The 21,034-nt window shown below is 26.3% G+C and carries 21 protein-coding genes; 12 read left to right on the top strand and 9 right to left on the bottom strand.

Annotation, left to right across the window (positions count from 1 at the left end; genetic code table 11):
* Position 1 precedes the first annotated feature (1 nt).
* From CRU91_RS02645 to CRU91_RS02620, 6 genes are all read right to left on the bottom strand, one after another.
* Positions 2-736 carry an inositol monophosphatase family protein gene (locus CRU91_RS02645; RefSeq protein WP_113893125.1) on the bottom strand — a complete coding sequence of 245 codons (735 nt, stop codon included), beginning with the start codon at positions 734-736 and terminating at the stop codon, positions 2-4.
* Positions 729-1,517: an EI24 domain-containing protein gene (locus CRU91_RS02640; protein WP_113893123.1), complete on the bottom strand. Its 789-nt coding sequence runs from the start codon at positions 1,515-1,517 to the stop codon at positions 729-731. The genes CRU91_RS02645 and CRU91_RS02640 overlap by 8 nt, the downstream gene beginning before the upstream one ends.
* Positions 1,517-2,431 carry a radical SAM/SPASM domain-containing protein gene (locus CRU91_RS02635; protein WP_235826925.1) on the bottom strand — a complete coding sequence of 305 codons (915 nt, stop codon included), beginning with the start codon at positions 2,429-2,431 and terminating at the stop codon, positions 1,517-1,519. Before CRU91_RS02635 ends, CRU91_RS02640 begins: the two co-directional genes overlap by 1 nt.
* Positions 2,432-2,437: 6 nt before the next feature.
* The gene (locus CRU91_RS02630; RefSeq protein ID WP_113893121.1) at positions 2,438-3,901 is read right to left on the bottom strand and encodes a type II secretion system protein GspD; all 1,464 of its coding nucleotides are present in this window, start codon (positions 3,899-3,901) and stop codon (positions 2,438-2,440) included.
* Positions 3,902-3,926: 25 nt separating this feature from the next.
* Positions 3,927-4,499 (bottom strand): YigZ family protein, encoded by a 573-nt coding sequence (locus CRU91_RS02625; RefSeq protein WP_113893119.1) that lies wholly within the window; start codon positions 4,497-4,499, stop codon positions 3,927-3,929.
* Between the two features lie 229 nt (positions 4,500-4,728).
* Complete coding sequence (locus CRU91_RS02620) at positions 4,729-5,586, bottom strand: hypothetical protein (protein WP_113893117.1); 858 nt, start codon at positions 5,584-5,586, stop codon at positions 4,729-4,731.
* 115 nt (positions 5,587-5,701) lie between these two features.
* On the opposite strand from CRU91_RS02620, the gene CRU91_RS02615 reads away from it, so the two are divergent.
* The 9 genes from CRU91_RS02615 to CRU91_RS02575 all read left to right on the top strand — a co-directional run bounded on the left by CRU91_RS02615 (position 5,702) and on the right by CRU91_RS02575 (position 13,550).
* The gene (locus tag CRU91_RS02615) at positions 5,702-7,060 is read left to right on the top strand and encodes a DUF4885 family protein (protein WP_113893115.1); all 1,359 of its coding nucleotides are present in this window, start codon (positions 5,702-5,704) and stop codon (positions 7,058-7,060) included.
* A gap of 78 nt (positions 7,061-7,138) precedes the next feature.
* Entirely contained in the window at positions 7,139-7,594 is a 456-nt protein-coding gene (locus CRU91_RS02610) for a hypothetical protein (protein WP_113893113.1), read from the top strand.
* Complete coding sequence (gene tlyA, locus CRU91_RS02605; protein WP_113893111.1) at positions 7,591-8,298, top strand: 23S rRNA (cytidine-2'-O)-methyltransferase TlyA; 708 nt, start codon at positions 7,591-7,593, stop codon at positions 8,296-8,298. Before CRU91_RS02610 ends, tlyA begins: the two co-directional genes overlap by 4 nt.
* Entirely contained in the window at positions 8,267-9,106 is an 840-nt protein-coding gene (locus tag CRU91_RS02600) for a bifunctional riboflavin kinase/FAD synthetase (RefSeq protein WP_113893109.1), read from the top strand. Before tlyA ends, CRU91_RS02600 begins: the two co-directional genes overlap by 32 nt.
* 20 nt (positions 9,107-9,126) lie before the next feature.
* Positions 9,127-9,834: a carboxy-S-adenosyl-L-methionine synthase CmoA gene (gene cmoA / locus CRU91_RS02595; protein ID WP_113893107.1), complete on the top strand. Its 708-nt coding sequence runs from the start codon at positions 9,127-9,129 to the stop codon at positions 9,832-9,834.
* A 10-nt stretch (positions 9,835-9,844) separates the two neighbouring features.
* On the top strand, positions 9,845-10,354 hold the full coding sequence (bcp, locus tag CRU91_RS02590; RefSeq protein ID WP_113893105.1) for a thioredoxin-dependent thiol peroxidase: 510 nt from the start codon (positions 9,845-9,847) through the stop codon (positions 10,352-10,354).
* A gap of 12 nt (positions 10,355-10,366) precedes the next feature.
* A complete protein-coding gene (locus CRU91_RS02585; RefSeq protein WP_113893103.1) occupies positions 10,367-11,380 on the top strand; it encodes a plasminogen-binding N-terminal domain-containing protein in 1,014 nt (337 codons plus the stop codon).
* Positions 11,380-12,768: an FAD-binding oxidoreductase gene (locus CRU91_RS02580; RefSeq protein WP_113893101.1), complete on the top strand. Its 1,389-nt coding sequence runs from the start codon at positions 11,380-11,382 to the stop codon at positions 12,766-12,768. The genes CRU91_RS02585 and CRU91_RS02580 overlap by 1 nt, the downstream gene beginning before the upstream one ends.
* A 2-nt stretch (positions 12,769-12,770) precedes the next feature.
* Positions 12,771-13,550: a YihY/virulence factor BrkB family protein gene (locus CRU91_RS02575; RefSeq protein WP_235826924.1), complete on the top strand. Its 780-nt coding sequence runs from the start codon at positions 12,771-12,773 to the stop codon at positions 13,548-13,550.
* On the opposite strand, the gene CRU91_RS02570 is transcribed toward CRU91_RS02575, so the two are convergent.
* A complete protein-coding gene (locus CRU91_RS02570; protein WP_113893098.1) occupies positions 13,533-14,090 on the bottom strand; it encodes an HNH endonuclease signature motif containing protein in 558 nt (185 codons plus the stop codon). The two genes, CRU91_RS02575 and CRU91_RS02570, sit on opposite strands and share 18 nt — an antisense overlap.
* The gene (gene murA, locus CRU91_RS02565; protein WP_113893096.1) at positions 14,090-15,358 is read right to left on the bottom strand and encodes a UDP-N-acetylglucosamine 1-carboxyvinyltransferase; all 1,269 of its coding nucleotides are present in this window, start codon (positions 15,356-15,358) and stop codon (positions 14,090-14,092) included. Before murA ends, CRU91_RS02570 begins: the two co-directional genes overlap by 1 nt.
* Positions 15,359-15,456: 98 nt before the next feature.
* On the opposite strand from murA, the gene CRU91_RS02560 reads away from it, so the two are divergent.
* Genes CRU91_RS02560 through CRU91_RS02550 form a run of 3 tightly spaced genes read left to right on the top strand, consistent with a single transcriptional unit; the run spans position 15,457 to position 18,820 of the window.
* Complete coding sequence (locus CRU91_RS02560; protein WP_371317906.1) at positions 15,457-16,341, top strand: DMT family transporter; 885 nt, start codon at positions 15,457-15,459, stop codon at positions 16,339-16,341.
* Positions 16,342-16,355: 14 nt separating this feature from the next.
* The gene (gene kdsA / locus CRU91_RS02555) at positions 16,356-17,153 is read left to right on the top strand and encodes a 3-deoxy-8-phosphooctulonate synthase (protein ID WP_113893092.1); all 798 of its coding nucleotides are present in this window, start codon (positions 16,356-16,358) and stop codon (positions 17,151-17,153) included.
* 14 nt (positions 17,154-17,167) lie between these two features.
* The gene (locus CRU91_RS02550; protein ID WP_113893090.1) at positions 17,168-18,820 is read left to right on the top strand and encodes a GGDEF domain-containing protein; all 1,653 of its coding nucleotides are present in this window, start codon (positions 17,168-17,170) and stop codon (positions 18,818-18,820) included.
* Between the two features lie 90 nt (positions 18,821-18,910).
* Here CRU91_RS02550 and CRU91_RS02545 read toward each other — a convergent pair whose 3' ends face one another.
* Positions 18,911-20,917, bottom strand: coding sequence for a TonB-dependent siderophore receptor (locus tag CRU91_RS02545; RefSeq protein ID WP_113893088.1), 2,007 nt, complete (start codon positions 20,915-20,917; stop codon positions 18,911-18,913).
* Between the last annotated feature and the right edge of the window lie 117 nt (positions 20,918-21,034).

Raw genomic sequence — 21,034 nt, 5'->3', positions numbered from 1 at the left:
CCTAAAAATCATTAATAATTTCTTTAAAAAAATTTAAGTTATCCTTATTTTTTACAATCAAAATCGTCTCATCATCTTTATAAATATTTAAATCTTTACAAATATATAATCCAGCTAATACATCAAAATCTCGTATTTCTCCTTTAAATAATACAAAATTATAATCCATTGCATTTGCTAAACTTAATGCTGTAGCTCCTAAACTTCTAAATTTAATATTTTTATCATTTAATTTTTTACAAATATTTGGATATTCATAAGCTCTTTCAAAAATAGATATTTTACTTTTATCATTTTTAAATATTTTCTTTTCTTTCATATTTTGAAGACAAAAATATTTTACTTCACTTCCAAAGGCTCTATAAACAATAGTTTTCATAGGTAAATTTGCTACAAAACCTGCTATAACATCATCTCCTTTTTTCAATGCAACAGAAGTTCCAAAATATGGTAAATTTGAATAAAAATTGTTGCTTCCATCAAGGGGGTCAATAACTATCGTAAATTCACTTTCATTATCTATAAATCCACACTCTTCACTAAAAATATTTCCAAAACTACTCAAATGTTTTATAAAAATATTTTCAAAAAGAATATCTAATTTCAATGAATTATCACCACCAAAACCATTTATATTTGTATATTCAAAATCCTCTTTACTTAAACCATTTTCCAAGTAATCCAAAATCTCTTTATTTGCTTTTAAAACTGCTTCTATAAATAAATCTTTATTCAAAACTAGCCTCTTTTCGTCTTAGGTTTGTAAGTTCTACAAAATAAGCATTGCTTAAATAAGTGACATAAAAAACTGCAACAAAAAGAGTTATAAATGGAATAGTTGCTAAAAAATATAAAGCCAAAGTTCTGAACCTAAAAGAACTAGAGTTATCTGTATATATTTTTTGATATTCATCTTTACTTAAAATTGTTGAACCTACATCAAAATTTAATAATTTGTGAAAGAAATAATACAAAGGAAGATATAAAGCAACAATATTTACTAAAGGAATAAAATATAAAGGAATAAATAAAATATATAAAAATATCATAACAAATATTGCTTTTAAAGAGTTTGTAATAGCATTTCTAATATTTCCAAATGGCTTTAATTCCAAATGTGAATAATCTTTTTTATGTAAAACCTCAACAATCATCGGAGTTAAAAATCCAATAATAAAAAGTGTCAATATAACTGAAATATGAAAAATAAAAACTGTTCCTACGGTATAAAACAAAATCCCAGCCAACCAAGAGGTTATAGAATATTTGAACATAAATACTATAAAATATGTAAACCAAATAATATAAAATGGTGCATTTTCATCGATAATAACTTCACCGCCTTCTTGTGCAGTTTGAGCAACTGTTCTTAAAGCTTCTATTCCAATACTTGCCATTCCAAAAAATATTACATACAAAATAATCATAGAAACAATAAGTGGAATTAAAGCTATTTTTAGCATTTTTGAACTAAAAAAATCTTTCACACTTTTTAATATTATCTCTGCTTCATTCATCATTTTTCCTTTTCAAATCTTGTTCTATATTCACATTTTTGACAAAGTTCTTCTACTAACATATTGTTTTTAAATCCAGCTTTTATATCTTTTACTCTTTGAGAGTTTAAAATCTCTTTAATAGAACTATTTTTTATATTTCCTAAATTTATTCTGGCATCTTTATCCAAACAACAAGGAACAACATCACCTGAAGCTAAAATACCAAAATGAGAATTTAAACCATAGCAAAATCCAGTTTCTGAAATAGTTTCATTTTTTAAATCTGGCCAATTAAAATACTCATCAAAGTTTATAAAAACTTTCCTTGCAATTTTAATATTTTTAGGCTTTTCTTTATAAATTTCATCTATATTTAAACTCGTATTAAACTCTTTATTTAATCTATCAAAAACTTTTTTGTTAAACTCTTTCGCACTTTTTTCTTCATCCAAATTCCAAATTCTAAAATTTATAAAATACTCATGAACTTGCTTTTGTGCAAACTTTACAAAATCTATAATTGGTTCTAAATATTCATCTAAACTTTTTTTATGAGAGTTTGCATTGTAAGAATTTATTGAAAAATTTATCTGTTTTATTGCACTATTTAGTAGTGTTTCATAATGTTTTTGTGAGATATTGTTTGCTGTTGTTGTGATATTTACTCTTAAACTATTTTCTTTACTAATATTTAAAAAATCATTCAAACTACTCAAAACTAATGGATCACCAACAATATGGTAAGCTAGTTCATTTGTAACTTCTTTTAACTCTTTATTTAACTTTTCAAAAAGTTCTAAATCCATACTTTTATTTGGTAATATTTTTGGTGGACAAAATGTACATTTTAAGTTACAAATATTTGTAATTTCTATATGTACTTTTCTAAATTTTTTGATAACTCTTCCTTTTATTTTTGGCAATTTTACCAAAAATATCTATAAACCATTGTTTGAATGATCTTCAAAAAACTCTTTTAATCTCTTTTCATGTAAAGTTTTTTCATTTAAATTATCTTTTTGACTTATAGTAACAACTTTATCTTTTTTCTCTTCTTTATTATGTTGTAAACTTTGTAAAGACTCTTCTAAATATCTATCTTCCAAGCTTTTAAGTTCTGTTAATTTATCTCTTATATATGTCAAATCTTTATTTTTTGGAACTAAATATGGTGTTACAATGATAACTAAATTGTTTTTTTTATTTACATTTGCTTCATTTCTAAAAATATTTCCAACAACAGGAATATCTCCTAAAAGTGGTACTTTATCTTCTACATTTTCACTTTTATTCTCTATTAATCCACCTATTATTACACTTTCTCCATTGTTTAAAATAGCAGTTGTATTTATCTCTTTTTTATGAGTATCTGGATTATCACCAACCCCAACTGATTTTAATTTTATACCTTCAATTAAAGCACTTATTTCCAGAGTCAATTTTTCATCACTTGCAACTCGTGGTTTTACTTTTAAAGTTAATCCAACATCTTCTCTTTGAAAATTTGTCCTTTGGGTTCCACCATCTGTTACAGTACTTGAAGTTTGAACAGATATTTTTTCTCCTACATATATAAAACTCTCTTTATTATTTATAGCCAATATTGATGGTTCTGAAACTATATCAACAGCACCTTGTTGTCGTAATAAATTTAAACTAGCTCCAAAAGCTATTCCAGATTTTATATTTAGATTTCCTATGTTCCAAGCAAAACTAGATATTGCTTCATTTAAAGCATTTGAACCTCCATTTAAATTTGTAGAGATAGCCATTATTCCATCACTTGAAGAGTTTGCTCTTAAAATTCCATAAGATAAACCTATTTTATTTACCATTTCATTGTTTACTTCTATGATTTTAGCTTGTATATAAACTTGTGATTTTTGTTTATCTATATCATCTAGCAAATTTGTGAGTTTATTTAGTTCAGTTTCAACTCCCATTAAAATTATAGAGTTAGACTCACTATCTAAAGTCACAATAGGTTTAATATGTTCATTCTCAAAACTATTTTTATCAATTAAAGTTGTTAAAATTTTTAAGATATTTTCACCATCAACATTTTTTAACTCATATATCTTTGTAGAATATGGCTCTTTTTTTGGTTCTTGAATTTTTACTATCTTTAAAAAAGTTCCATTATCTTCTAGCATATAACCATTGTCATTTAGGGTTGATTTTAAAATATTTAATAATTCACTTTTTTTCACACTTCTATTTGAAAAGAAATTTACTTTAATATCAAAATTTTCTGATACCAAAATATCTTTATTCAATATTTTTGAACTAATTTTTATAAGTTCATTTAAGTGTAAATTTGAAAAATTTATATCTATTTTATCGGAAGAAAAACAATTCGTAGAAATTATGAGTATGAAAAATATCTTTAAAAACTTTTTCACAAAAGCCCCTTTAAGAAAATGATAATTATTCTATCTTAATTTCTCTTGGAAGTAAAGGACAAAGATTATCAAATTCATCTCTTGAAAGTTCAATCACTAGCTTTACATTTGTATTAAAATCTTTATTTGATATTTTTATATTTTGTTGATTTAAAATATACTCTATTTGTCCCAAATTACTATATTCAAACTCTAAAGTTTTTAATATTAATTTTTTATACTCTTTAAAATCAGCTATTTTTATAACTTCATTTGCACTATCACTATAAGCTCGGACAAGTCCTCCAGTTCCAAGTTTTGTACCACCAAAATATCGTACAATTATAACTGCACTATTTATAATATATGCACCCGATAAAACAGCTAATGTTGGTTTTCCACTTGTTCCTCTTGGTTCTCCATCATCACTAGAATTTTCTACAATTTGTTCAAACTCATTTAAATATCTATATGCATAAACAAAATGTACAGCTTTTAAGTGTTCTTCTCTCAATCTTTGCATAGTTTTAGAAAAATCACTATATGGAACTAAAAAAGCTATAAACTTTGATTTTTTCTCTTCAATAGTAGCAATAAACTCTTTTTGCACGAATTTCAAATATAATTCCCCTTATGAGATTTGATTTATACATTATAAAATATTTTAATATTCTATCTAGAAACAAAGTACTTGAACTGATACTTTAAAATAAAGTATCGATTGATGGCAAAATTATATCAAAAGCTTCATTTTTAGTTGATAAGAAGTAACCTTTATACTAATTCAGATTCCTAAGCATTAAAACAGTTCTTTCTAAAATAAGAAAGAACTGTTGATTTATAAAAAATTAAAATCCTTCAGTTACGTCATATTCATAATTTATATTTGCTTTTACATTTTTCATAGTAGAAGCACCCATTGCTTTTTGATTATATCTAAAAGACCAAATTTGTTTTACTTTTAAAGCATTACTAACGTTTATATTATATCCACTACCTTCTACTGTAGCTGTATGCCAAATATTGTCTTGATTTGAAGATATTTTATGAAGTATTCCACCTTTACTTGGATATACACTCCCAGATGTTGTTATTGATTTCACAATAGCTCCAACAGGAATAGTTGATTTATTTGTCAAATCCATAGTAATAATTGAAGAATCAATACCATTTGGATTCGTTAATATATTTGGATTACCAGGGTTTGAAGATATTCCTATAAAATCATATGTTCCATTAGATGAATATATTCTTTTCTCAATACCCATAACAAAAACCATATTCCCTACATAATTTCCTCTATTTACTTTTATATAAAAAGTTTGTCCTTGTAAAGATCCATCAACATTATCAAAAATGAATGGTAAAGAAGAACTTATTATAGTAGAATTTGGTTCTGTTATCTTTTGTTTATTACTATTAAATATTTGTAGATTTATACCAGAACCTATATATTCTGAACCTATTCCCAATCTAACATATACTCTATCTCCAGCATTTACTCTAAATGAGTAAAAAGCATCATTTTCATTAGCTGCTAAAGATGTAACACCTGAAGAATGGTACTCCCAATATCCAAATGAATAAGCAGTAGCAAATGAATTGTTACCCTTAATTTCAGCAAAAGCATTTATAGCACCAAACAAACTTAAAAAACCTATTATTAAAATAGATTTTTGTAACCATTTAAAATTAAATTTAAACATAATACACCCCTTTATTAAAATTAATAGTTGTTATTATATATATTTAATATGAATCAAAGCTTAAATGTATATAATTAAACTAATATTAAGAAATGAAATATAAAGGGGATATTTTATGAAAATAAATTTAAATACAGTACAACAATTTAGTTCACAAAATGGAATAAAAGTAACACAAAGCCATTCTACAAATCAAAAAAATAATACAGAAGCAGTATCTATAAATATAAACTCAAAAACTTTAGATAGTTTAAATTTACTATCATCTTTAGATGAAAAAACATTTATTAATGCTAATAGAAATGGATACATTAATTTTGAAGCAAAAGTTATAAAAGAAAGACTAGAAGAAGTATATTCAAAAGCAACAAAAGAAAATAAAACTTTTCCAAATCCAGAACAACATATTAGAGATAAATATTACAACCAATCTTCTACATACTATATAGAGAATTTAAGTAAATATGAAAGAGAAATTGTTTATAAACAAGAAATAAATTATTTAAAAGATAATAAATTAGCTAATATTAATTACATAGATCCAAATATAAAAGATTTAAATGCAATTAATGGTTATGTAGAAGAAGCAGAAGAAAAAGCTTTTAATAGAACATCAGTAAATGAACAATTTCAACAACTATTGGATAAATATAGTATTTCCATTCCAAAAGATAAGAACTTAACTCTTACTATTGACCCTTATGATTACAAAGTAACTGTTAATGGGCTTGATGATAAAAATCTATCTAGTTTGATAGAAGATACACTAAATACAGCAGATAATTCAAAAGAATTATTTAAGCATATATATACAAGTAGAACAGATAATAATACACAAATAAGCCAAGAAAAATCTGATAAAAAATCACTATTTCATGAAATAAAAGATAAAACTGGATATGACCTAAGAGATTTAGAAAATATAGATGGTAAATTTTTAACAAAAGATGGTACAGATATCATAGAACTATATAAACAAGGAGTTATAGAGACTAAAACTATTCCTGAAGAGTATAAAGGAATGGTTTTTGAGAGCTATAGTGCAAATCTATCTAAATTGGCAAAAAAAGGCTTTGAAAATGTACCTGATTTAATTTTATCTATAGATTATAAAAATGGAAGTTTTTATGATGTAGGACAAAGTGAAAACTTTGGAATAGGAAAAACAAAATGGATAGATGAACTAAAAGCTTCAAAATCTCAAACTTTAGGAGAAGCTTTTAAAGATTATAGAATAGATGTATATATAGAAAATAAATCAGATATTATAAAAGAAGCATTAAATATAAAAAATACAAATTTCAACGCTTTTAGCCTTGAAGGTAAAAGTTTATTTGAGAAATATGGAGATAATCCAGAACTTATGAAATTGATTTTAATGCAAAAATATCTTTTTGGTCAAGATGATAATGAAATAGATAAAAAGTTTTATAAACTCTTAAAAGAGTGGGAAGAGAGTAAAAATAAAGAGTAGTAATATTTGACCATATAAGCTTTAAGCTAATATTGTTATAATTTTTCAAAAATTTCATTTTGAATAAAAAGGCATTTTATGGAAATTTTAAACAATACTTCATCAATAATTTCAAATACTAATTCTGAAAATATAAGTTCTGAAATAGTAGAAAAAAAAGATAGTTTTGATATCTTTATGGAAAATAGAGAAAAGGAAAAAGCTGAACAAAAAGAGAGAGAAGAACTTTTAGAAGATTTGGATTTTGTAGCAAAAACAGGATTTACAAAAGAACAGCTGGAAGCTATAAGACAAAAATTAGAAGAGTTACAAAAAGCTAGAGCAGAAAGTGGACATACTCCCAAAAATATAGAAGAAGTTTTAGCAAATCAAAAAGCAGATTTACAAGCAGCAATTTACGAAGTTACAGGTAAAAATGTAAATTTAGATGAAGAGACTATTTCAAATTTTATGAAAGAACAAAATGGCAATGAATTTAAATCTATTTCTACTGATGAAAGTTTAAGATTATTGGCTGAATTTAAAAATAAATGAGATTAGATTTATATTTAACACAAAATTTTAATATTCAAAGTAGAAATAAAGCTTGTGAACTTATCAAATCAAATAAAGTAAAATGCAACGATAAAATCATCACAAAATCTTCATATATAGTAATTTCAAATGATATTATAGAGTTACTTGAAGAAGATTTTTATGTAAGTAGAGCAGCTTATAAACTAAAATATTTTTTAGATGATTTAAAACTAGATTTAAAAGATAAAATTGCACTTGATATTGGAAGTAGTACGGGTGGATTTACTCAAATATTATTAGAAAATCAAGTAAAAAAAGTACTTTGTGTAGATGTAGGAAGTAATCAACTTCACGAAAGAATAAAAGAAGATAAAAAAATAGAATTTTTTGAAAATTGTGATATTAGAAATTTTCAAAGTGATATTTGTTTTGATATTGTAACTTGTGATGTATCTTTTATATCTATTTTAAATATTATAAATGCTATAAATTCACTCCAATTTAAAGAAATTATAATACTTTTTAAACCACAATTTGAAGTGGGAACAAATGTAAAAAGAGATAAAAAAGGTGTTGTAAAAGATATTCAAGCAATTAAAAAAGCTAAAGATGATTTTTTGGCAGTTGCATTTAATTTAAATTGGAAATTAAAAACAAATAACATTAGTAAACTTCAAGGAAAAGAAGGAAATGAAGAGGAGTTCTTCTATTTTAATAAATAAAGAAAATATAGATTCCATAGCAATTGGTGGATTTGATGGTATGCATATAGCTCATCAAGAACTATTTAATAATTTAAGCCAAAATGGAGCAATCATAAGTATAGAAACTGGTTATGCCTCTTTGACTCCAAAAAATTATAGACAAGAATATTCAAGATTTCCTATTTTTTATTATGATTTACAAAATATAAAAGAGCTTAATGGAATTGAGTTTATAAAGCTTCTAAAAAGTGATTTTAAAAATTTAAAAAAAATAGTTGTTGGTTTTGATTTTTGTTTTGGAAAAAATAGAGCCTGTAAAGTAGATGATTTAAAAAAAGTTTTTGATGGAGAAGTTGTAATAATATCTGAAATAAAATTGGATAATTTTCCAGTTCATTCAAGATATATTAGAGAATTTTTGTTAAATGGACAAATAGAACAAGCGAATAGATTTTTAGGAAAAGAGTATAAAATATACGGCAAACATATAATTGGTCAAGGAATTGGAAAAAAAGAGTTTGTAGCAACTATAAATCTAAGTATTGATGAGTTTTTATTGCCACAAAATGGAGTTTATATATCTAAAACTATTGTTGATGATTGTGAATATAACTCTATTTCATTTTTAGGTCATAGGCAAACAACAGACGGAAATTTTGCAGTTGAAACTCATATTTTAAATGTAGATAATTTGGAAGTAAAAGATAATATAGTTCAAATAAAATTTATAAAACAAATCCGTGAAAATAAGAAATTTGATAGTTTTTTAGAGTTAAAAAATGAGATTTTAAACGATATAAATATTGCAAAAAAATATTTTTATTAATTTTTAGATAAAATATTAAGATGATAGATAAAGTATTTAATAAAACAATTTCAAAACAATTTGAGTTTGATGAAGAGGTCGCTAGTGTATTTGATGATATGTTAGATAGATCAGTTCCTTTTTATAAACAGATGCAAAAATTGTCTATTTCTTTTGCAAATAATTTTTTAGAAGATGGTTCAAATGTTTATGATTTAGGTTGTTCTACTGCTTCTACACTAATTGAACTTAGTAAGAGTAGTAAATATAATCTAAATTTAGTTGGAATTGATAACTCAAATGCTATGCTTGAAAGAGCTAGTAAAAAAGCAAAAGCTTTTGGAGTTGAAATAAAACTTTTAAATGCTGATATTTTTGATGTTGATTTAAAAGATGCAAAAGTTGTTTTTTCAAACTATACTTTACAATTTATTCGCCCGTTAAATAGAGAAAAATTGGTAAAAAAAATTTATGATAGTTTAGAAGATGGTGGAGTTTTTATTTTTAGTGAAAAATTGGTTTCAAAAAATAGCTTTTTAAATAAACAGTTTATTGATGAATATTATAGTTTTAAAAAAACTCAAGGATATAGCGAATTTGAGATATCTCAAAAAAGAGAAGCTTTAGAGAATGTACTTATTCCATATACAGAAGATGAAAACAAAAAAATGATAGAAGATGCTGGATTTAAACATTGTGAAACAGTTTTCAAATGGGTAAATTTTGCTCTTTTTATAGCAATAAAATAAAGGAGAACAGATGTTAAAAGTTGGAGATAAAGCACCAAGTTTTTGTGCTTTCAATCAAGATGATACAGAAATATGCCTAAGAGATATAGTTGGTCGTTGGATAGTTTTATACTTTTATCCAAAAGATTTAACTCCAGGATGTACAACTCAAGCTTGTGATTTTACAAGTAATCAATTTTTATTTGATAATTTAGAAGCTACAATAATAGGAGTTAGTCCTGATGATACAAAAAAACATAGACAATTTATAGAAAAATATGATTTAGGTATAACTTTGTTATCTGATAATGATAAAAAAATGTGCCAAGATTATGGTGTTTGGCAACTAAAAAAATTTATGGGTAAAGAGTTTATGGGAGTTGTAAGAACTACGTTTATTATAAATCCAAAAGGTGAAATTGCTCATATTTGGGATAAAGTAAGTGTACGAAAAACAAAAAGTGTAAAAGGTGAAAAAATCGAAATTTTACACGTTGATGAAGTTAGACAAAAATTAGAAGAGCTACAAGCTCAATTTTAAAAAAGGAAAAAAATGTTTAAGAAAAGTTTATTTTTTGCTTGTATTAGCCTGTTTTCGATGAATTTATCGGCGTTAGAAACTATTTGTTATAAAAATGGTTTAGATAACCCTTCACAAATTGAAACTGCAAAACTCGAAGGTGGATTTTGTGCTGGTAATGTAACTGTTGATGATATGAAAAAAGATGGTTGGAATATTTTGGATATAAAAGTAACTGTTGAACAAAATAAATTAAGCTATTCATACTATTTTTACAAAAATGCTAAAAAAGGTTTAAGTAGTGGAAACTATGCTTCAAAACTAGATAGTGGTAAAAATGAGTTCTCAATACAACCAATCGGTGCAAAAGTTGAAAATTTAACAGACAATAAAAGTGTAATTGCAGTTGGAAATTTATTGGTTGGTCAATCTGGAATTGTAGTTCATATTTACGATAATGATAGAAGGTTAATTGTATCAAATGCAAAAGTTATAAGTTCTGATGCTAACTCTTCGGTTGTTGAATATTTTGCTTTTGATGATTTAAAACAAGATGCTATTCCTACAACAAATAGAACTGTTCAAAATGGAGATGTTATTATATTAAATTATATGTATGACCAATCACTTCTAATTTCTCCTGATTTCAATGGTTATCAAGCAGTAAGAGAAGATTTTGCACAAAATAACTTTATTCATCCAGATATTTTTGGAGCTACTTTAAAGTTTGATAATCAACCTCTTCCAAAAAAAGAAGATTTCCAAAAATTTGCAATTGAACAAAATTTAGGAACGATATTTTTTGTTATAGCTAAAAAGATATATATTTTAGATGCAAAAACATTTACTGTTTTAGATTCATATAATTTTCCTTATGCCTCAAATGAAAAACAAATGCCGTTTTTTACAAGAATTGAAGAGATAAAAGGTCCTTTAATTGATTTAAAAAATATTCCGTTTGTATCTGATGCTTTAGGATTAAAAGACGATAGTATAGATAGTTCAAACTATGACAATTACTATAAAAGTATTTTAGGAATAAAATAATGATTGATAAAAAACATTTAGATTATATTACATCTATTGTTGGACAAGAAAATATAAAAAGTGATAAAGCTCACTTAATCGCTTTTTGTTATGATGCAACAAGAAATAGGTTTGAGCCAGATGCAGTTGTTTTTCCAAGACACGAGCAAGATGTAAGTGATATTTTAAAATATTGTAATGAACACAAAATTGTTATAGTTCCAAGAGGAGCGGGAAGTGGCTTTACAGGTGGTGCATTACCATCAAATGGTGGAATAATTTTAAGTTTAGAAAGACATATGAATAAGTTACTAGAAATTGATATGCAAAATATGGTTGGAGTTGTTCAGCCAGGACTTATAAATATGCAGTTTCAAAAAGCAGTTGAAGAAGTTGGACTTTTCTATCCACCAGATCCTGCAAGTGAAGAGTATTCAACACTTGGTGGAAATGTAAGCGAAAATGCTGGTGGAATGAGAGCTGCAAAATATGGTATTACAAAAGATTATGTTATGGCTTTACGAGCAGTATTACCAAATGGAGATATTATCGTTGCTGGTAAAAAAACAATAAAAGATGTAGCAGGATATAATACAGCTGGAATATTAATAGCTAGTGAAGGAACTTTGGCAGTTATCACAGAAATTACTTTAAAACTTATTCCTAAACCAAAATTCAAAAAAACATATATGGGAGTTTTCCCTAGTGTAAATAGTGCTATGACTGCTGTATTTAAATCACTAGCAAGTGGAGCTAGTCCAGTTGCTATGGAGTTTTTAGACTCACTTGTAATTCAAGCTTTAAAACAAAAATTTCCAAATATTGAATTACCGCAAGATGCTGGTGGGATTTTAATTGGTGATGTAGATGCAAGTAGTATTGCAGAAATTGATGAACAACTAAATATTCTAAAAGAGTCTTTTAGCCAAAATGGTTCTATTGATTTTATAGTGGCACGTGATGAAGAAGAAGGAAAAAAACTTTGGTTTGCAAGAAGAAATGCTAGTCCAGCAACTATGGTTTTTGGAACAAAAAAACTAAACGAAGATATTTCAGTACCAAGAAGTAAATTGCCTGAAGCACTTGATGAAATTTATAAAATTGGTGAAAAATATGGTTTCCAAGTACCTTGTTTTGGACATGCAGGAGATGGAAACATCCATGTAAATGTTATGGTAAAAGATAAAACAAACGAAAAAGAGATGGCTGATGGGCACAAAGCAATTGAAGAAATTTTCCAACTTGTTGTTGATATGGGTGGGACTTTGAGTGGTGAACACGGTATTGGTATCTCAAAAGCTCCATTTATGGATATTGCTTTTACAGAAGCGGAAATGAATCTATTTAGAAATATAAAAAAAGCTTTTGACCCTAACAATATTTTAAATCCATTTAAAATGGGATTATAATTTTGCAAGAAAAAACTATTTTTAGAAAAATCATAGATAGTATCGAATCATTTTTCAATGACGATACTACCTATTTTGCAGCTAGTCTTAGTTTTTTCACTATATTTTCTATATTACCAATCATAGCTTTAGGAATTGCAATAATTTCAAAGTTTCCAGATTTTGATGCTTATTTGGATACATTTACAAGTTTTTTACTAAATTTTTTAAATCCAACTCACTCTGAAGATATTATAAATACTTTAAAGAATTATATCTCTAACTCAAATAAATTGGGATTTGTAGGTATTTTTTATATGCTTTTTGTATATATTATGTTTTTTAAAGATTATGATTACATAGTAAATAAAATACATAATACAAAAAGAAGAGCTATTTATAAATCATTTTTTATATACACAATATTTTTTATAGTTTTTCCGGCAATTTTTATATTTTTAAATACACTTTTATCACTTCATAGTAGTAGTTTATTTAAAAGTTTTCTATTCTTTTTATTTACTTGGAGTATATTTTTTCTATTATTTAAACTAAGTGTAAATAAAAAAATATCATCAAAATCAGCTATGATTTCATCATTTTTAACTTTAAGTGTATTGAGTATTACAAAAAATCTTTTTGTATATTATGTAGTTTACAACAAAACTTATTCAACAATTTATGGTTCTTTATCAACTCTTCTATTTTCATTTTTATGGATTTATATATCTTGGATAATTTATCTATATGGTGTAAAATTTTGTCATAGATTAAATACTACAAAATCAAATAAAATCGTATAAATCATCTCTTATTTTTAAATGTAATTCGAAGATATTTTTATCTTCATTTGTCAAAATTTTATTACAATCAAAACATAAAATAGCAATATTCTCGATATTATATCCTCCACCTTCTTCAAAATTATGAATTAAAAAGGTATGAGAATCAGTTATTTTTTCCATTTTATTTCCACAGCGATTACAAACTCCATTTTCTCTAAAAAAAGCTAGTTCTTTTCTTCTTAAAAAATCTTGTGGCTTTTTTATATTTGGGCTAGAGTTTATACCATAACCACTCCATAAAAGTTCTTTTTTTACAGTTTCTTGAGTCTTTTTAGTGTATTCAAAATCAATAAATTGCTTCACAATTTTATCTATAAAAAGTGTTTTTTTTATCTTTAAATTTTCTTCTTTTAAAAATTTATCATCAATAGATAAATCAAAACTTATTTTTGGATGTTCTCTTTTTAAATAAGAGTTTACTAAATCAAAAAAAACATCAAAATTATCACTCTTGTGATTATCCTTTTGAAATAGAAAACTCTTTATTTTATCTAACATCAACTCTCTTTTAATCTTTTAACATCTGCACCAATATTTATTAGTTTCTCTTCTAAATTTTCATATCCTCTATCAAGATGATAAATTCTATGAATATTTGTTTCTCCGTGTGCTACAAGGGCAGCTAAAACTAAAGCCGAAGATGCTCTTAAATCTGTTGCCATTACATCTGTTCCACTTAAACTATCTTTTTTACCTATAATAGTAGCTATATTTCCATTTAAATGAATTTCTGCACCAAGTCTTAACAACTCACTAACATGCATAAATCTATTTTCAAATAATCTTTCATCAATTGTACTTGTTCCATTCGCTTGAGTTGCCAATGCCATAAATTGTGCTTGCATATCTGTTGGAAAACCTGGATATTCAGTAGTTATTATATTTACTGGCTTTATATCTTGTGTTGGCAATATTGTTACACTATTTTGCGTTTGTAAAACTTCAAAATTCATCTCTTCAAGTTTTGAAATAACTGCTTCAAGATGAGATGGAATAATATTTTTAATAGTTAATTTTTGATTCGTAATAGCAGCTGCACACATATAAGTTCCAGCTTCAATTCTATCTGGAATTACTGAAAATGGTTTAATATCAAGTAGTTTTCCATTTGTTCCTTCAATTACTATTTTTGAAGTTCCAATTCCATCTATTTTTACTCCAGCACTTTGTATTACTTCACAAAGTTGTACTATTTCTGGTTCTTTTGCTGCATTTATAATAGTTGTTATTCCATTTGCAAGAGCTGCTGCCATAACTATATTTTCAGTTCCACCAACAGTTACTTTATCAAATACAATTTTTGCACCTTTTAATCCTTCTGGAGCTGTTGCTTTGATATATCCTTGTAATATTTCAATATTTGCTCCCATTTGTTCCAATGCTTTTAAATGTAAATCAACTGGTCTTTGACCTATTGCACAACCACCAGGAAGTGAAACTTCGCAATGTCCAAATCGTGCTAACAATGGTCCTAAAACCAAAATAGAAGCTCTCATAGTTTTTACAATATCATAAGTAGCTGTTGTATTATTTATCGTACTTGTATCAATAGTAGCACTATTTTTATCTTTTTGAAAAGTACCACCAAGCTTTGAAATAAGCTTTAAAAAAGTATTTATATCAGCAACATTTGGTAAGTTATTTATAGTGATTTTGTTTTTTCCTAAAATTGTGCTTGCTATCAATGGCAATGCTGCATTTTTTGCACCAGATATACTAACTTCACCAGATATTTTTTTATTTCCAATAATCTTTAAATATTCCATAGATTTCCTAAAAATAGAGTTTAAAATAGAGTTTATAATACCCAAAAATTGCTTTATTTTAGTTATCTTACTATACTATTAGCTTTTTTAAAAAAGGAATGAATTTGGAAGAAAATGTTAATAAAGCTATAAAATATATGCTTATTGCTTCATTTTTATTTGCACTTATGGGAGTTACAGCAAAAGAATTAAGTGGAAATTTAGCTCCAATAGAAGTAGTATTTTTTAGAAATGTTTTTGGAGTTTTTATAATACTTTACTCTATTTACAACTCACCTCTAAAACAAATAGGTGGAAAGTTTTGGTTACTTATTTTTAGAGGAACTGTTGGCTTTATTTCACTTTTATTTTTCTTTTACAATATTGCAAATATTCCTTTAGGAGAAGCTATGACTTTTTCAAAAACTTCTACAATATTTACCGCTCTTTTAGCATATTTTTTTCTAAAAGAAAAAATAGGTTTTAAAGGTTGGATTGGAGTATTTATTGGATTTATTGGTATTTTATTTATAACAGAGTTTGATGGAAGTAGTTTAGAAAAAACAGATTATTTAGGTATTCTTTCAGGAGTTGGAGCAGCACTAGCATATACTTCTATAAGGGAACTAAGGCTTTACTATGATAGCCGAGCAATAGTTTTATCTTTTATGGCTATGGGAACTATTTGTCCATTAATTTTAATGATTATTAGTGAATTCTACATAAATCCTAACCTAGATTTTATGTTAGGAGAGTTTATATTCCCTACAAATTATGAATGGTTTATTATAGTTTTATTGGGTCTTTTCTCTACTTATGCACAAATATATATGACTAAAGCTTTCTCTTTTGCAAAAGCTGGAATTGTAGGAACAATATCATATAGCAATATAGTTTTTTCTATTATTTTAGGATTATTTGTTGGAGATAGTTTTCCTTCATTTATAATAGTTTTAGGTATAATCTTAATTGTAATTAGTGGATTTTTAGTAAGTAAGAAATAAAAGGATTTTATAATATGATAGTAATGACAGGACCTTGCGTTTTAGAAGATATGGATACAGTTTTAAGAATAGCTGAAAAATTAAAACCACTTAGTGAAGACAAGAGAGTAGATTTTTATTTTAAAGCTAGTTTTGACAAGGCAAATCGTACAAGTTTAAGTTCATTTAGAGGACCAGGTCTGGATGAAGGTTTAAAGATTTTTGAAAAAATAAAAAAAGAGTTTGGATACAAAGTTGTAACAGATATTCACGAATCTTATCAAGCACAACCAGCTGGAGAAGTGATGGATATACTTCAAATTCCTGCTTTTTTATGCAGACAAACAGATTTATTAGTTGCTGCTGCAAAAACACCTGCAAAAATAAATATCAAAAAAGGACAATTTTTAGCAGCAGATGCTATGAAACATCCAGTTGAAAAAGTTTTAAATACAAGAGGTATAACAGAAGTAAATTATGAAAATTCACAAAAAGCTGGAGTTTGGCTTTGTGAAAGAGGAAATACTTTTGGATATGGTGCTTTAGTTGTAGATATGAGAAATTTATTGTTACTTAGACAATATGCACCAGTTATTTTTGATGCAACTCATAGTGTACAAATACCTAGCACTGGAGGAACAACTGGAGGAAATAGCTCTTTTGTACCACATATGGCAAGGGCAGCTGCAAGTGTTGGAGTTGATGGATTTTTCTTCGAAACACATATTGACCCAAAATGTGCAAAAAGTGATGGTCCAAATATGCTTCAAATAGATGATTTATATAAAACAATGAATGATATTTTTGCTATTAAAGAAGTTTTAGGAAATTAAAATAAAATATTAAAATGTTTAAAATAATTCTGTTTATCTCTTTATTTATAAACTATCTATTTGCTTTTGAATCAAATCAAATAGATTTATCACTTTCGAAATGGGAGTATAGATGGGGAGATTCTACTTTTTCAAATAATACTCCTATATGGACTTTGGAGCAAGATAATAAAGAATGGAAAGAGATTTTATTCCCAAGTAATCCACCAAATAGAAATAATCAAACCAATGTTTGGTATAGGGTAAAACTTCCTAATAATTTACCAAATGATGCCAATTTATATATTTTTAGTACAGATTTAATTATGGAAGTTTATCTTGAAGATAAAAAAATATATCAATTTGGAACTTTTAATGTACAAGGAAAAGGTAAATTTGAAGGATGGCCTTGGCATTTAATCCCTTTGGACAATGAAGCTCAAAACAAATATTTATATTTTAGAGTATTCTCAAACTACCTTGATATAGGATTATGGGGTGAAATATTGATTGATTCAAAAGGAAATATTTATAAAAAACTTTTAGATTATGATATTCCAAAAATTATTATAGGTTCTATATCTATTTTTGTATCAATACTATTTTTACTTACATTTTTTTCTAAATTTAGAAGTAAAGAACTTTTGATATTAGGTTTACTTTTTCTATCACAAGCATTAAATGTATTTTGTTCTGTGAAAATATTAAAATTATATTTTGATTTTCCACTATTGTATCAGTATATTTTGGCATTTTCTTATTTCTTTTTTCCTTTGGGTATAACTTATTTTATGGATAAAACTATTAGTTTTAAAACTCCATTTAATCTAATAAGAAAAATATGGCAAGTACATTTTTTATATTTAATTATTGCATTTTTTGGTTCTATATTTGGTTTATTTACATTAACATCATCTTATAAATATTTTGATATTTTATATAATCTCATAACTTTACCTATTTTGACAATTTTTATAATTTACTTCTTTATTAAAGGAGATAAAAAAATAAAAATAATTACATTTAGCTTCTTTATAATATCTTTGTATTGGGTATATTCAACTTTAATAGCTCTTGGTGTTGTACCTTGGGAAGAGTATCCAAGTGATATTGTTATACTTATTTGCTTATTACTTTTAGCTTTTTCTATGATTGATAGATTGAACTATACAAAAGAGTTGGAATTAGCAAAAGAAGAATTAACTAAACTTTCAAAAATAGACTTTTTAACTAAACTAAACAATAGAAATGAAATAGATTCAGTTTTGGGAATAAGTGAAAGTATATTTAAAAGATTTAAAGATAATTTTTCTGTGATTCTACTTGATTTGGATGATTTCAAATATGTTAATGACACATATGGTCATCTTGAAGGTGATAAAGTATTGATTAGCATTGCTTCAATATTAACAAAATCAACTAGAGATATAGATATTGTAGGAAGATGGGGTGGAGAAGAATTTATCATTATTTGCCCAAAAACATCTCAAAAAGAAGCAATAGTTTTAGCAGAAAAATTAAAAAACAAAATATCAAATTTTGATTTTGGAATAGTAGGTAAAAAAACTGCAAGTTTTGGAGTTAGTGGATTTAGAGAAGATGATAATTTAAATGAGCTTTTATTAAGAGCTGACAAGGCTTTGTACTGTGCAAAAGAAAAAGGTAAAAATAGAGTTGAAGAATTTTAAGATAACTAAGAAAATTCAAAACAAAATCTTATCAAACAAGAGTTGAAATAAATCCAACTCTTGTACTTAATAACTATATTTCTGGTATTTTTAAAACTTATATTTTAAAGTAGCCATCCAATTTCTCTCTTCTCCATAAGAATATGTTCCAAAAGTAGTTTTATACTCTTTATTTAAAGCATTATTTAAATTTAAAAGTAAACTTAAGTTTTTATCAAACTCATAATTTGCCATCAAATCTACGACAAAATAATCATCTTGTTTAGCTTCTCCAACTAAATCTTCACGACCTAGATTAATATAAGTATTTTTTGTACTATCATCCCAAGTTTTATCTTGCCATCTTAGACCACCTCCTAGAGTTAAAGATGGTGTAGCTTGATAAGTTGTAAATAGATTTGCTGTTCTAATAGGCATAGTTGTACTATTTAACCTTTTTCCATCTTTATCTTTAAGAATTGATGAAGAAAAACCAAATTGAGCATTCCAATTTGGAGTAATCTCTCCTGCAATTTCAAACTCCCAACCTTTGTTTTTTGTATCATCTAAAGCTTTATAAGCACAATCCCATTCAGATGTAGCATCTGGAAGTAAATGACATTTTCCTGTTGTTTCATCTTTATCTTGAATAGCTAAACCATCTTTACCTGATTGAAAAAGTGCTATGCTAGAGTTTAATCTTCCATCAAACCATTCACCTTTTAGACCAACTTCATAGTTAAATCCTGTTTCTGGATCAAGATATTTACCACTTCTATCTTTTGCATTTTGTGGGTTAAAAATCTCTGTATAGCTTACATAAGTTGTAAGATTTTCTGTAAGATCATAACTTAAAGCTACATATGGTAAAAAATTATCAAATTTTCTATCATCACCAGGGCTTTTTGTTTCCCATTTACTATATCTACCACCTAAAATTGCAGATAAATCATCTGTAAAGTTTAATTTAGTTGATATAAATCCACCATATTGTTCATTACGTGTATCATAATATGGTACTACATTACCAAACTTAATTGGTTCAATTACTACCCATTTATTATTTATAATCCCCATATCTTGGAATGCACCTATTTTGGGATAATATTTACTATTTAGTTTACTTTTTTCTCCATTAAATCCTAATACTAAATCATGAGTTTGTTCCCATAATTCAAAATTACCATTTAGTTTCACATCCAATGAATGAGATTTTGTAAGATATTCATTTGGATTACCTCCATATAGACTACTGCAAGTACCATCAGCACGAAAATAAGAACGACAAAGTGCATCTTTTCTTTTTGTATCATCTTCAGTATAGTTATATGTAGCATCTATCTTCCAAGAATCATTAATATGATGATTTAAATTCAAAGTATAATTATCTCTAACTTGTTTATATCTTGACCATTCTGGTCTAACCCATGTATATTTATCAAATTTTGCTAAATGAGTTTCCCAATTTTCATCATAAACAAATCTTGGAGGAGTAGTACTATGTTGTGAACCATTGTGCTTTGTTTCTGTTCTTTCCCAAGAACCTGATATTGTAGTTGAATCACCTAAATCAGCTTCTACTACACCATATAAAGTAGATCTTTCTTTTTCTGCTAATGGATTGAAATATCCACCTTGATTATGAACAGCGATAAATCTTCCACGGATTGAACCATCTTCATTAAATCCACCACCAATATCTACAACTCCACGGTATTTATCCCAACGCCCAGTTTGTGCTTCTAAAGAGGCTTGAAAATCTTTAGTTGGTTTTTTTCGTACCAAATTGATACTTCCACTAGGATCTCCAGCACCCGTTAAAAATCCAGTTGCACCACGAACTACTGAAACAGAGTCGTAAATAGCTGTATCAATATTTTCAAGTCCCATTTTATCTGTATCAAAAAAACTGCTTTTTGCACCATCTACTTGAAAATTCTCAATTTTATAACCACGAGAGTAAAATTCTGTTAAACCAGTATTCCCAGCTTGTGAAGTTGCCCATACTCCTGTAGTATTTTTCATAACATCTATTAAATTATTTAGTTGTTGATCTTCCATTCTTTTTGAAGTAATTACTGAAACTGATTGAGGGGTTTCTTTAAGTGATAAGTTCATACCAGTTGCTGAGTTGTCTTGAGTTCTTGTATAGCTATTTTCTTTATTATCTTTTACAGATATTTCATCTAGTATATAAGTTTTACCTACTTTTTGATATGATGATTTGGGATTTTC

Source organism: Aliarcobacter vitoriensis (assembly GCF_003316695.1).
GTDB classification, from domain to species: Bacteria; Campylobacterota; Campylobacteria; order Campylobacterales; family Arcobacteraceae; genus Aliarcobacter; species Aliarcobacter vitoriensis.
Note: the sequence above shows the minus strand (reverse complement) of the source record. Positions and strands in the feature narration are given on the sequence as shown.

Excerpts from the sequence above, each read along its gene's own strand:
- CRU91_RS02640 (WP_113893123.1), bottom strand. The coding sequence starts at position 1,517 with ATGAATGAAGCAGAGATAATATTAAAAAGTGTGAAAGATTTTTTTAGT.
- CRU91_RS02620 (WP_113893117.1), bottom strand. The coding sequence starts at position 5,586 with ATGTTTAAATTTAATTTTAAATGGTTACAAAAATCTATTTTAATAATA.
- CRU91_RS02615 (WP_113893115.1), top strand. The coding sequence starts at position 5,702 with ATGAAAATAAATTTAAATACAGTACAACAATTTAGTTCACAAAATGGA.
- CRU91_RS02610 (WP_113893113.1), top strand. The coding sequence starts at position 7,139 with ATGGAAATTTTAAACAATACTTCATCAATAATTTCAAATACTAATTCT.
- tlyA (WP_113893111.1), top strand. The coding sequence starts at position 7,591 with ATGAGATTAGATTTATATTTAACACAAAATTTTAATATTCAAAGTAGA.
- CRU91_RS02600 (WP_113893109.1), top strand. The coding sequence starts at position 8,267 with ATGAAGAGGAGTTCTTCTATTTTAATAAATAAAGAAAATATAGATTCC.
- cmoA (WP_113893107.1), top strand. The coding sequence starts at position 9,127 with ATGATAGATAAAGTATTTAATAAAACAATTTCAAAACAATTTGAGTTT.
- bcp (WP_113893105.1), top strand. The coding sequence starts at position 9,845 with ATGTTAAAAGTTGGAGATAAAGCACCAAGTTTTTGTGCTTTCAATCAA.
- CRU91_RS02585 (WP_113893103.1), top strand. The coding sequence starts at position 10,367 with ATGTTTAAGAAAAGTTTATTTTTTGCTTGTATTAGCCTGTTTTCGATG.
- CRU91_RS02580 (WP_113893101.1), top strand. The coding sequence starts at position 11,380 with ATGATTGATAAAAAACATTTAGATTATATTACATCTATTGTTGGACAA.
- CRU91_RS02570 (WP_113893098.1), bottom strand. The coding sequence starts at position 14,090 with ATGTTAGATAAAATAAAGAGTTTTCTATTTCAAAAGGATAATCACAAG.
- murA (WP_113893096.1), bottom strand. The coding sequence starts at position 15,358 with ATGGAATATTTAAAGATTATTGGAAATAAAAAAATATCTGGTGAAGTT.
- CRU91_RS02560 (WP_371317906.1), top strand. The coding sequence starts at position 15,457 with ATGAATTTGGAAGAAAATGTTAATAAAGCTATAAAATATATGCTTATT.
- kdsA (WP_113893092.1), top strand. The coding sequence starts at position 16,356 with ATGATAGTAATGACAGGACCTTGCGTTTTAGAAGATATGGATACAGTT.
- CRU91_RS02550 (WP_113893090.1), top strand. The coding sequence starts at position 17,168 with ATGTTTAAAATAATTCTGTTTATCTCTTTATTTATAAACTATCTATTT.
- CRU91_RS02545 (WP_113893088.1), bottom strand. The coding sequence starts at position 20,917 with ATGAACTTATCACTTAAAGAAACCCCTCAATCAGTTTCAGTAATTACT.